General features: G+C 49.6%; 10 protein-coding genes. 9 read left to right on the top strand and 1 reads right to left on the bottom strand.

Annotated elements, in window-relative coordinates:
* The first annotated feature begins 32 nt into the window (after positions 1–32).
* The 9 genes from ACE3MZ_RS19535 to ACE3MZ_RS19495 all read left to right on the top strand — a co-directional run bounded on the left by ACE3MZ_RS19535 (position 33) and on the right by ACE3MZ_RS19495 (position 9756).
* Complete coding sequence (locus ACE3MZ_RS19535) at positions 33–251, top strand: helix-turn-helix domain-containing protein (RefSeq protein ID WP_411343776.1); 219 nt, start codon at positions 33–35, stop codon at positions 249–251.
* Between the two features lie 74 nt (positions 252–325).
* Positions 326–934 carry a bifunctional transcriptional activator/DNA repair enzyme AdaA gene (locus tag ACE3MZ_RS19530; protein WP_411343775.1) on the top strand — a complete coding sequence of 203 codons (609 nt, stop codon included), beginning with the start codon at positions 326–328 and terminating at the stop codon, positions 932–934.
* 66 nt (positions 935–1000) lie between these two features.
* Entirely contained in the window at positions 1001–1627 is a 627-nt protein-coding gene (locus ACE3MZ_RS19525) for a flavin reductase family protein (RefSeq protein ID WP_411343774.1), read from the top strand.
* 360 nt (positions 1628–1987) lie between these two features.
* Positions 1988–3181, top strand: coding sequence for an extracellular solute-binding protein (locus ACE3MZ_RS19520; RefSeq protein ID WP_411343773.1), 1194 nt, complete (start codon positions 1988–1990; stop codon positions 3179–3181).
* A 127-nt stretch (positions 3182–3308) separates the two neighbouring features.
* Positions 3309–5147, top strand: coding sequence for an ABC transporter permease (locus ACE3MZ_RS19515; protein ID WP_411343772.1), 1839 nt, complete (start codon positions 3309–3311; stop codon positions 5145–5147).
* Position 5148: 1 nt separating this feature from the next.
* Positions 5149–6360: an ABC transporter ATP-binding protein gene (locus tag ACE3MZ_RS19510; protein ID WP_411343771.1), complete on the top strand. Its 1212-nt coding sequence runs from the start codon at positions 5149–5151 to the stop codon at positions 6358–6360.
* A 598-nt stretch (positions 6361–6958) separates the two neighbouring features.
* The gene (locus tag ACE3MZ_RS19505; RefSeq protein WP_411343770.1) at positions 6959–7732 is read left to right on the top strand and encodes a PHP-associated domain-containing protein; all 774 of its coding nucleotides are present in this window, start codon (positions 6959–6961) and stop codon (positions 7730–7732) included.
* A 155-nt stretch (positions 7733–7887) separates the two neighbouring features.
* Complete coding sequence (locus tag ACE3MZ_RS19500; RefSeq protein WP_411343769.1) at positions 7888–8724, top strand: MurR/RpiR family transcriptional regulator; 837 nt, start codon at positions 7888–7890, stop codon at positions 8722–8724.
* 306 nt (positions 8725–9030) lie between these two features.
* The gene (locus ACE3MZ_RS19495; protein WP_411343768.1) at positions 9031–9756 is read left to right on the top strand and encodes a DUF6707 family protein; all 726 of its coding nucleotides are present in this window, start codon (positions 9031–9033) and stop codon (positions 9754–9756) included.
* Positions 9757–9768: 12 nt separating this feature from the next.
* On the opposite strand, the gene ACE3MZ_RS19490 is transcribed toward ACE3MZ_RS19495, so the two are convergent.
* Entirely contained in the window at positions 9769–12081 is a 2313-nt protein-coding gene (locus ACE3MZ_RS19490; protein WP_411343767.1) for a hypothetical protein, read from the bottom strand.
* Positions 12082–12172: the final 91 nt, after the last annotated feature.

Here is a 12172-nt window from a genome sequence, read left to right as displayed (position 1 = left end):
GCTAGGATATGCTGGCGTTGGAGGTGTAGTTTATGTACATACGAATCCGCCATTTACGTGAAGACAAAGATTTAACACAAACACAGATGGCGCAGTATCTTCAATGCAGCCAGCGTATTTATAGCAATTACGAACGTGGCGAAGTGGATATTCCAACGCATATTTTAATCAAAATCGCCGATTTTCACGATACCAGCACCGATTATTTATTAAATCGAACCAATCACAAAGAACGCTATCCACTAGACTAATGTGTAGGAACAGAAATCCTCATAGAATAGAGCATATGGAGTCATAGTACACTACGTGCAGGAGTGTGATGAATATGAACGTGATACTATCCGAAACGACCACTGCTTCTCCTGTACTGACCGATGTTTACTGGCAAGCGATTGTTCAAAATGATCAGCGGTATGACGGGACATTTTTTTACAGTGTCAAAACAACCAAAATCTTCTGTCGTCCATCTTGCAAATCACGGATACCGAATCGTCACAATGTGCGACTATTCTCTACCGTGCAACAGGCGATAATGGCAGGATTTCAGGCGTGCAAGCGATGCTGCCCAGATCAACTATATTCTCCACAGGAGCAGTGGGTGGAAGAAATTGTACAATTAATACACCAATACTACTGGGACGATCTAAAGCTAGAGGAATTATCCCGACTCGCGAGCGGAAGCCCGTTTCACCTGCAACGCTCATTCCGTATAGTAAAAGGATACACGCCGACACAATATATCCAGACCGTGCGTATCCGTGAAGCGGAGAAGCTGCTGTTGACGACGACACAGAGCGTATCGCAAATCGGCATACAGGTTGGATTGGATAACCCGTCCTATTTTGCAACCTTATTCAAGCAAAAGACAGGCTTCACGCCAACTGCTTATCGTCAGCAGGATCGCGCTCCCGTACAGAATGAAGCCGCAAGATAACAAAAGAAGCTCCTGCTCCTCTCATCTATACTATGTCCATACTATGGATCAGAGAGGGGCATCTTCATGCATCAGACCATTCAGCCACAAATTTTGTACTTTGGCACACCTGTTGTCATTATTAGCACACTCAACCCGGACGGCACGCCGAATATCGCACCGATTTCGTCCATTTGGTGGATCAATCAATCGTGCATGATCGGTATGTCGAATCGTTCGCAGACAATTGCCAATCTGCAAAGGGAAAAGCAGTGCACGATCAATCTCGCTTCTGCCGATTTGGTGCATGCGGTTGATCGATTGGCGTTGACGACAGGCTCGTTTCCGGTGCCGGAGTACAAGCAGAATATAGGCTATGTCCATGTAGCGGACAAATTCCAACATGCTGGTTTGACTGCTGTACCATCACAGACGGTGCAAGCGCTATGTATACAGGAGTGCCCGGTGCAAATGGAAGCTGTGCTGGAACAAGCGCACGTATTTGATGAAAAAGGCGGCGGACATATTTGCGCCGCCGAGTTGAGAATTGAACGCGTCCATATTGAAGAAGCATTGCTGAACGATCGGCAGCGCATCATAGCCGAACGCTGGCATCCGCTGATTATGAATTTTTGCGAATTTTTTACGACAGGAGCGACGATTCATCCTTCGCGATTAGCGGAGCCGTTTACCAAGCAATATTATGAGTCCTGAGATGGTCGCTGTGACTGACAAGATTGGCAATACACCTGAATACATCATCAATAGCGAAACGCTTACTTTCCTCAGAACGAGGGCAGTAAGCGTTTTTTGTAATATTCCGAGTTTTTTTGATAATAAAATACCAAGTATATAGAACGTGATAATTTTTTACCAAAATCGACATATGACTTAATCTCATTTTGACACTTCGACTTTAGTATGGGACATGCAGGCAGCGACAACATATCTACAAGTCATACATAATCTCAATCAACATCGATGTTCCACTTCTGCTGCTGTCTGTTGTTGACTGCATACGCAATCACGAGTTGCTCATGCCAAAGCCAATTATTATTATTCCAGGAGGAATGTATGAACACAACATTCAAAGGGAAATCTTCACTTCGTAAAGCGGGAGCGACCAGTGTACTCTCCATGCTGCTCATTCCGGCACTGCTGCTGTCCGCATGTGGCAATAGCACCGATTCATCCGTCGCCAACGGGCAGGCAGCATCGACAGTCACAACGAGCGAGACGGCAGATACCTTATACCAGCAAGCAAAAGAAGAAGGTGGCAAAGTAGTCGTCTATTCCACTTCCGGTCGCGCTAACGATGCTGCAGAAACTTTTATGAAACAATACCCCGACATCCAAGTCGAAGTCAGCAAAGTCAAATCCGACGAGATGATGGACAAGGTTACCAACGAGCAGGATGCCGGACAATTCAACCCGGACGTAATCATCACCAAGGAAGTGAGTGGAGCAGTTGGCAAAGAGATGGTCGAGCAGGGACGCTATCTGAAATATTTGCCTGACGATATCGCGTCCAAGGTGGATGAGCCGTATCGCACACAGGCACCAGGGTATGCCAACTATGTAGAGTTTCGTACCCTCTTTTACAATACGGATCATTATAAGCAGATTCCGGTGACCAACTGGTGGGATCTGACAACGCCCGCATTTACAAATAAAGTGTATGTTGCCGATCCGCTCAGCTCGCCAGCATTTATGGATCTGTTCACCACAATGGTCATTCACAGCGACGATATGGCAGCGGCATACAAAGAGAAGTTCGGCAAGGACATTCAGCTGCAAGGCACGGAAAATGCCGGATATGAATTTATCCGCCAGCTGTTCGCCAACGGTCTGACCGTACTTAAAGGCAGCGACGATGTACTCGACGCCATCGGCAAAACGTCCAGTGATGCCGTCGGAATCGCCGTTTCGGGCGACGTGTCCAAAGTGGAGGAAAAGGGCTGGCATGTGCAGCCAATCTACGATATTCAGCCCAAAACCGCTGTACCGGATGCCGGGTATCTGTACCTTGCCAAACAAGCACCGCATGAAGCGGCAGGCAAGCTGTTTATCCGCTGGATGATGGGCGAAGCGGACGGCAAAGGCGAAGGACTGGCGCCGTTCAACGAAGTCGGTTCCTGGGTACCGCGTTCTGATGTGAAGACGAAGAATCCGGTTGGTTTTGAGCAGTTGCATCTGTGGGATTTTGATGCGGATACGCTGTATATGACGTCACCGAAAGTACGCGATTTCTGGATCAAGCAGAAGTAAACGTCTAGATGCTGTAAGATAGCAAGCTGATAGTTTCAAGCCAGTTATGACCAAAGATTCATTGAAAAGTTACACGGACTTATACGAACGTATTGTATCCCATCCTCTATTAAAGGAGCCTGAACACATGTCGAGCACGCCTATCCGTTCCCTTTCTCCCCAACAACAGCGGCTTCGCTTGCGCAATACACTCCTGCGCTGGCTGCGTAGTCCGGTTCATCTGATCGGCGGGCTTGGCTTGCTGTTTCTCGCGTATACGATTGTATGGCCGGTGATCAGCATTCTGATCTCCACCTTTGTCTGGAAACAACAGGATATGCGCGTGACAGCGGAGGCGAATCCGGGGCATTTCACACTGTATCATTGGCAGCGGGTGCTGGCGAGCGATATAAGTACGTCACTCTTTTACAAGCCGGTACTGCATGCCGGAGCCGTAGCGCTGACGGTTGCTGTGCTGTCGATGTTACTTGGCTGCGGGCTGGCATGGCTGGTGACGCGTACGGATGTACCTTTCAAAAAGGGCATTACCTTTCTCGCGGTCATCCCATATCTATTGCCGTCATGGGTCATTGCGCAAGCATGGCTGACCTTTTTTAAAAATGACAAAATCGGCGGTACGCCGGGCATCTGGCAATCGCTGACCCATCTGAGTACGCCGGACGGACTGGCATACGGATTCCTTCCGATTGTGATGTCGCTGACGATTCATGACAGTGTGTACTTCTTCCTGCTGGTCGGGGCGGCGCTTAGTTCGATGAATACACAGCTGGAGGAAGCGGCGAGTATTAGCGGAGCGGGGCGACTGCATATTTTGCGCAAAATCGTCTTTCCACTCATGTTGCCCGCGATTCTGTCAGGCTTCATTCTTACCTTTACACGGGCGATTAGCTCGTATGGCGTTCCTGCGATTCTAGGAACACCAGTAGACTTTTATATGATTTCAACGATGCTGTATTCCAGTATGCGTGCCCGTCTGACGACAGAAGCGCATGTGCTCGGGCTGATGCTCATGCTCATCTCGATGCTGATGATCTACTGGAATAGCCGGATTATGGGGCGGCAGCGCAGCTTTGTGACGATTACTGGTAAGGACAGTCCGCGTACATTACTGACACTAGGTAAATGGCGTTCGCCAGTAGCGAGCATAACAACCGTGCTGATGCTGCTCATCTCAGTCGTGCCGCTGCTCATTCTGTTACTGCAAACATTCATGCTGCGCGAAGGCGTGTATAGTCTCGATAATCTAACATTGCATTACTGGATCGGCGGTTCGGTGAGCGGGATCAATTCGGGGGAAAAGGGCGTGCTGCACAATCCGATTTTCCTGTTGGCACTGCGTAATTCGCTATTAATCGCTGGAGCTTCGGCGATCATTGCCGCGATCTTTGGACTTATTCTCGGTTATGTGGTGGCGCGCGGCAAGCAGACATGGATCGGGCGTACGGTAGATCAGGTATCGTTTCTACCGTATCTGATGCCGGGGATCTCGCTATCGGCGATCTATATTACGATGTTCGCCAAGCCGCATTGGATCGTTCCCGCGCTGTATGGTACGATCTGGCTCATTATTTTGATTACCGTTGTAAAAGAGCTGCCGTTTACGGTCAAAGCAGGCAGTGCCGCGATGATGCAGATTGGCGGTGAATTGGAAGAATCGGCGCAGATGAATGGTGCGTCGTGGTGGCGACGGTTCCGGCGCATTTTGCTACCGCTGAATCGGAAAAGCCTGCTGTCTGCGTTTTTGCTTGTGTTTATCGGGGCGATGAAGGAGACGGAGCTGATTATCATGCTAGTGACGCCGCGAACGGAGACGCTGACTACGCTAACATTTGAATATGTGGAAAAGGGGTATACCCAGCTGACCAACGTCGTGCTGATGATCATGATCGGCATCGTCATTGCGGTATATGCACTGGCGACCCGTTACGGCAAAGCCGATCTGACTACAGGAATTGGAGGACAGTAATATGAGTGCAATACAATTGCAGGGCGTACAAGTGCAGATTGGCAGCAAGCAAGTGCTGTCAGGCATCGACCTGACTGTGGAAAAGGGCGAATTCATGACCTTTCTCGGTCCTTCCGGCTGTGGCAAAACGACTTTGCTGCGTACCATTGCGGGATTGCAGCAGGCGAGTGGAGGCAGCATCGTATTAAGCGGTCGCGAGGTTGCCAATGGCGATACCGCCTACCATATGGACCCGGCAAAGCGTGGACTGAATCTCGTCTTCCAGAGCTATGCGCTATGGCCCCATATGTCCGTATTCGATAATGTTGCCTTCGGCTTACAGGTACGCAAAATGAGCAAAGCCGACATTCGGCAAAAGGTACAATCCGCTCTGCACAAAGTACGTATCGCCGAACTGTCAGACCGCTATCCCGGCGAACTATCTGGTGGACAGCAACAGCGCGTCGCCATTGCCCGTGCCATCGTGACCGAGCCAGAATTGCTGCTGCTCGACGAACCGCTGTCCAATCTGGATGCACGACTGCGGGTAGAGATGAGAGCCGAGTTGAAACGACTGCATCGCGAGCTGGGCGCCACGATCATCTACGTTACCCATGATCAACAGGAAGCATTGACGCTATCTACGCGAATCGCTGTCTTTTTCGATGGCAATATCGTTCAGGTGGATCGTCCACAGGAATTATATCGCCGCCCCACGACTCTACGGATCGCCGATTTCTTCGGTAATGGCGGTATGGATACCAATCATCTGGAAGCCGAGCTTGTCCCAACCGATGGCGGCAACCTGTACATCAGCAGCCCTGTCTGCTCCTTTGCCGTAGTCCATAACAAGAACAAGACTAATCCAGCATCCTATGACGATCCAGCACCACAATCCAGCCAACCCGTCGTCTTAACAATCAAGCCCGAACACATCCAATTACAAAAGCACTACACACCCGGCGCCATCCCCTGCATCATCGAAACCGTCATCCCAGCAGGCGCCGAAACAACCGTAACCGTCCACACCAACGGCAGAACCCTAACCGCCCGCACCCTAGGCGACACAACCTACGAACCCGGCACCCCAATCTACATGCTGCTACACCCAAACCACATCAACCTATACCACGGCGAAACGGGAACCCTACTATCAAACCTAACCCCAATCCCAACCCCCATCGCCGACCCCACCCCCTATCCCTTCCCCAAACGCGAAACCATCCGCGCCTAAGCAGGGTATAGGATATAAAGAAGATAGAGACAAGGTATAGAAAGTAACTAAGTAGCAGCCTAGTAAAAGCAAGTAGATAGCAGCAAACAAACCAAACGACGGTAAATAGAAAAACAAGTACATTCTAAGTGAACAGAACCCCAAAGCTTAGAAGCTAAAAGAACAGAACCTGAGTAAATAAAAGCTAAATGAATATAGAACCAAATACAACCTGCTGAATATACCCGATGCTCCAACTGCAAACAGGATTCGCAAAAGGAAATAACACTGTCTAACTCTAACAGTTGAAAATAATCCTATATCTCTACAATGTTTTCTTTAAAAGTAACATGCCCTAAAATCTTTCTACACTACTCCCTCTCCACCTCCGTGTGAATTTGCTGCATTCGTTCCATATGAGTAACTAAATCGCACGGAGCGGAGGGAAAGGAATTAGGGAAAAGGACGACTTTGGAGGTGCGGGAATCTTCATTTACTCCCATTCCAAAAGATTCCCGCGGCTCCACCCGAGGACGTTCCCTAATCCTTTCCCGAAGCGCATGTTGATCCACCACCAAATAAACCAAACTCAAATACATTCACCCGGAGGTACCCCACCATGAAATTCGATTTCCACATTCACGCCAAACTGTCCAAAAAAACCGACTTCTCCATCGAACACTTCACCACGATCCTTGACGAAGCCAAGATGCACGGACTCGACGCGATCATCCTCACCGAGCACTTCAATACTCACCGCTTTGACGACGTATACGGCACACTGGATCAGCATTTCCCATGCAACGGTCATTACTACGACCGTAACGGCTTCCGCATCTTTACCGGTATGGAGGTAGACGTTGCCGAAGGCGGTCATATCCTGATCAGCGGACCAAAGGAACAATTACTAAGCGTACGCAAAGCGCTAGACGGCTACACTTCACCAGATCGCTTTATCCCGCTGGAAGCGTTGTTTGAGCTGTGCGAACCCGCCGGATTGATGGTCATCGGCGGACACCCGTTCCGCAAATCCAATCATCTATACCATGTAGCACCTGAACTGCTACGCCGATTCGACGCGTTCGATCTGAACGGCAAAGACCTACACGAAATCGGTATTCAAGAAAATATCGCCAAAGTGCTCACACTGGGCGAGCAACACGGTGTACCAGTCGTAGCAGGCAGTGACGCGCACCAGATGTTCCAAGTCGGCTGTGTGTACAACGAATTGCCGGGCAATTACGACACCGTTGCAAATATCCGTGCCGCCATCGCCGCTGGACTGTGCAAACGCCACATTTCGCCCTCTCTACATTTACAAGTACGCGCCGCCAATACCGTCAAAAAGCTGTTAAAAAAGAAAGTCGAAGTTGTTGATTCCCTGCACGGATAAGAGAATCACTTGTATGCAGATGAAATAGCAAAAGTAGAAGTGGCGCATGTAGTCGTATGCTTTCATACCAATATGATGTATAGCAGCAAGCACCTGTATGACACACATGGGACGTTTAATATGGACATCGGGAACAACATAAGGGAGGGACGGCGATGGGACTAACGTTTGATCATGTCAAATTGTCGCGCAGTCACCAGCGGGTGGCAGATTATATTTTAAAACATATCGATGGCATCCCTTTTATGGTGGAGGAAGATATCGCTTCCGCTTGCGAGGTGAGCGTATCGACCGTTTCGCGTTTTTGGGCGGAGATTGAATGCCGTAACCTGAAAGAATTCAAAAACCGCGTCAAAAAAGAAGGTCTGGTTTCACCGACACGCAAGCTGCAATCTGCTTTTGACCGTTTGGAGGAGCAGGGCAGCACCACCGCGCAAATGATGGACACCGCCAATTATGTACAGCAAACTGCCGACCGTCTGGAGCAAAAGGATTTTGACCGGGCGGTACGCATGCTGACCGAAGCGGGTACGATTCATATGTATGCTCCCGGTTCGGCACGCGCGCTGGCGGAGTTGTTGGAATTTCGCCTGACTCGATTTGGCAACCGTGTGCGCACGATGGATCACGGCGGGCATGAACTGCTGGAATACTTTATCCATATGCGCGCGGGGGATGCAGTGGTTATGTTCGGCTTTGTATCGGAATCGCCAGAGATGGCAACGCTGTTTCATTATGCGCGTCAATGTGGCTGCCGCATCATCCTGCTGACTGATCTGGTCGTCAGCGACATGCGACAAAAAGCGGACGTCGCGTTGTATACCGCACGCGGCGAAGTCTGGGAATTTCACTCCATGGCAGCGCCGCTCGTTATGCTGGAAGCACTGATCGTCGCAATTGGCAAATCGCAGGAGCAAAAAGCGATGCGCCACGGCGAGGAACTGCACCGCCTACGCCGCCAGTACAGCAAATGGCTGCCGAAGCGGGTGTAAGTAAAACAGAGCAAGCCAAAAGAAAAGGTCAGAACCATGATGATGTATCAATTGGTTCTGACCTTTTTGGCTCGTTCTATACTGATAGAATGGTACGCTATGAGTATGCTGGAGCCAGATTTATCTTTTCAGGTATACTGTAGGGGTTAATAGTGTAAAAGAAACAACGTACCACCCATGATGCACAGCAGTGGAACGAGATGAATCGTGCGCAGAGGTTGCATCACGCGAATCAAAGTCATGCCCTCTGTCGCACAGATTGCACATGATGGACTAATCCCAAACTACATACCCGGAGGTACACGTATGAGCGAAACACAAACTCTACAACAGGCTCTCACACAAATCCAAGAAGCCGCCCAATCTCAATCGCCCAATCCAGCGCCATCCACCACCGAACCAGCCAGCACTAATGCCGATGAACATGCCACTTCCACCACCGCACCAGTTCAAGAAATAGAAACGCTCTCTTCCTACATCCAGCGTCTTCCTAAGCGACAGATGCGCAATGACAAAGGGCAGCTGCAATGCTTCGTTGAACTGGCATGGCTGCTGTATGTAAATGGGGAGGAGGATATCGCACGCCACATTACCGAACCGCTCATCACCGTTCCTTTTGAAAATAGCTACGATTACTGGACATGGCTTGAGCATGCCCATGTGCTACATGCGGTGCTTGCACCAGCCGAACAGGCAGATACAGCTAAGCAGCAAGCCATCGCTGCTATCGAATCGGCAGTGAATACAGGCAAGCCGGACGTGGTGGAGATCAAGCGCAAAGTGCATCAGCGTTTTTTGGAGGGAGATATGGTACAGCCGAACGATCTGGAACGCCATATCTCTGCCGATGATCCGGCAGGCGAAGCGAATCGCCGATTGATTCATCTCATGCGGCTCAGCAAGCTGGAACTGTTAGGCGGTTCAGAGCAATATCCGGCATTGCATGCCGCTGACGAAGCGAAGCAGCAGATTGAACGTATTCGCGACATTATTGCGGATATCGGTCTGTTCAAACTGATACCGTTTCGCTGATAACCTCTACGGTCAGCTATGAGCATATTTTACGATGATCGCTTCCTGTAACTGCTCGTCATAAGCGATCCATAGCTCATCGCCGATTTGCACGCCGAATAGTGGTTCAATGGACTGTTCGATCACATAATGACGACCATCGCGCTGTACAGTGATCTTCGCCAGTGGACGTTCGCCAATCGTTCCTTGAAACTCCACTTGTTGTACGATAGCGCTACCTTGCTTGCCGCGCAGCAAACGGATTTCGCGTTCCAGTTCATATCGATTGACACTGACAGGCACGGTCATGCCGATACGCATGGCGCGCAATACTGCATCCTGTACAAACAGACTGTTCATCCGTCGGATGACTTGTTCGCCCGCTTGAATAGAAATTTCCATGAGCACCAGTTGACGATCTTCACTACGTATCGGATACGGTTTGCTGTAAATCAGTTCCCCCTGCAACGTCAGATGATCTTCTGGACGATATGGCTGGGATGCGCCGTAGCGGAACAAACGCGGAGTGCCAGCAATGACAGCGAGAGTCGCTTGCTCCCCTATTCGATACGTGAATCCGACAGACTGCACAACAGGAATGTCATAATGCTGTCCGCCCGCTTCAAAATGCAGCACCAGTGCTTCTGCCCGCTGAACGGAATCGATTCGGTCAATACGCTGAAGCGTAGCATTTTGAATCAACTCTGGCTCTGGTGCTTCTTGTGGCAGTGGAACGTCATCATTTTCGCTAACAAATATCGCTTTGTTGCGTGCTGGATCATAGCTGATCATGACCGTATCGCCGATAGAAGGTGCATTCAGCAAGGAGATCACTTTGCATATATGCAGCTCGCGCGGTTGACCTTCCATATGAAAAGCAATCGTAAAATCGACCAACGGCTGTTCATTGATCCGGGTACCGGTTTCCTTCATTCCTGTAATGACCGCATCCACCACGATGCCTCTGGATAGCTGCCGTTTCTTACGATAGCGGAGCAGTGGAATGAGAAGGAGCGGCACTAGAATCATCAGCACCGGAATGGCAAGCCAGATCAGCCAGTTGATGACCAGCGCACCGCCTTGACCGACAAAAGCAAGAAATCCATGTACAGATGGCGAATTGCTCAGCGCACCTGTTTGTCCGTTTAGCTGCCAGCGTCGTACGGCGTCCGTTTGTAGGGAAGCCGTTTTCTTCGTATCGGTATTCAACCAGCCGCCCCCATGTTCTTCATACGAATAGTAGATCAGCGGACTGCCGGATTCTTTGTAAAATCGCAATTGGTTATTGTTGAAGTCTTCTACGCTCAAGTTAGCCAGTAACGCAGAGACGTCGATGGATTGCTTGGTTTGTTCGTTGTAGACATAGCCACGGCGCTTGCCTTTGACCGGGTCTGGTGTGGTGGAACCGGCAAGAAGGATTTCATTGTCATTTAGCAAAAAGAGCTGGGCGTCGTAGACCGGCTTTGGTGTAGGAACGACCGCCAGTGCATCGTCGTCTTGCGAATACGTATACGCCTGTACCGGATACGTGCTATTGATCTTGATGACAGGACGCGACTGCGTGCCAAAATGCTTGCGGAATTGCAGCTGCGCCAGATCCTCTGCTTCAAAGGTATTGTCTTGCTTTTCGGGATGGTAATACACGTCGATGTTACCCTTGTCGTCCAGAATGCCGCTAATGTAAGCGGTAGTGGAATCTGCCAGTGATACGGTGAACATCGGAATGGTGCCGCCTGCATCGTCGAAGGTATCACTGACTGCATCGATGCTGATTGGACGTTGCCCTTTGAAATAACTGCCATCCTGCAAATTGATATACTGGAACTTCCCATTGGCAATGCGGGCGATAAATGCGTCGTATTGTCCACTCTGATCTGCCTGCGCGAAGATGATTTGATTGCGCCACATATAGCTGTCCGAACTCAGATAACTAGTAATCGACAGCGGCTGGTTGATGAGATTGGTGAGCTGTTTGGTTGCAGTATCGAGCATATAAGCATGGGCATCGTTCTCTTGATCTTTTACAGTCAGAAGAAGCTGATCCTTGTAGTAAGCCGCCAGATGCTCCATGAAGATATTAGAGTCCATGCTCACTTCTCCTTCATATTGCGATCCGTCTGCCTGATACAGATACGCATTCAGTTGATTGTCCGACGTAGATGGGGAAAGGGCAACAACACGATGTCCCTGATCGACATAAAAAATGTTGCTGATTTCGTTCGAATATTGCGAAGACGTTACTAGATTCAAGCTATCGGTATATTCGTTCCAAACGAAGAAGCTCAACAAAATGGCGGGAAATAGAAAAATGAGTATAGGGAATAAGCGTAGTGTTTTTCTGATCACAATCGTTCCTCCTGTAAGGCTATGTATAGCTGTATGGTACCATAGGTGCAAACGTCACTTCTAGGAAATCGTACGTATCGTAAACAGGAAT

It is taken from the genome of Paenibacillus sp. WLX1005 (genome assembly GCF_046603685.1).
Lineage (GTDB): Bacteria > Bacillota > Bacilli > Paenibacillales > Paenibacillaceae > Saccharibacillus.
This window is presented reverse-complemented; position numbering and strand designations above follow the sequence as displayed.

Coding starts and splice junctions, on each gene's coding strand:
- ACE3MZ_RS19510 (WP_411343771.1), top strand. CDS start 5,149: ATGAGTGCAATACAATTGCAGGGCGTACAAGTGCAGATTGGCAGCAAG.
- ACE3MZ_RS19505 (WP_411343770.1), top strand. CDS start 6,959: ATGAAATTCGATTTCCACATTCACGCCAAACTGTCCAAAAAAACCGAC.
- ACE3MZ_RS19520 (WP_411343773.1), top strand. CDS start 1,988: ATGAACACAACATTCAAAGGGAAATCTTCACTTCGTAAAGCGGGAGCG.
- ACE3MZ_RS19525 (WP_411343774.1), top strand. CDS start 1,001: ATGCATCAGACCATTCAGCCACAAATTTTGTACTTTGGCACACCTGTT.
- ACE3MZ_RS19530 (WP_411343775.1), top strand. CDS start 326: ATGAACGTGATACTATCCGAAACGACCACTGCTTCTCCTGTACTGACC.
- ACE3MZ_RS19495 (WP_411343768.1), top strand. CDS start 9,031: ATGAGCGAAACACAAACTCTACAACAGGCTCTCACACAAATCCAAGAA.
- ACE3MZ_RS19535 (WP_411343776.1), top strand. CDS start 33: ATGTACATACGAATCCGCCATTTACGTGAAGACAAAGATTTAACACAA.
- ACE3MZ_RS19515 (WP_411343772.1), top strand. CDS start 3,309: ATGTCGAGCACGCCTATCCGTTCCCTTTCTCCCCAACAACAGCGGCTT.
- ACE3MZ_RS19500 (WP_411343769.1), top strand. CDS start 7,888: ATGGGACTAACGTTTGATCATGTCAAATTGTCGCGCAGTCACCAGCGG.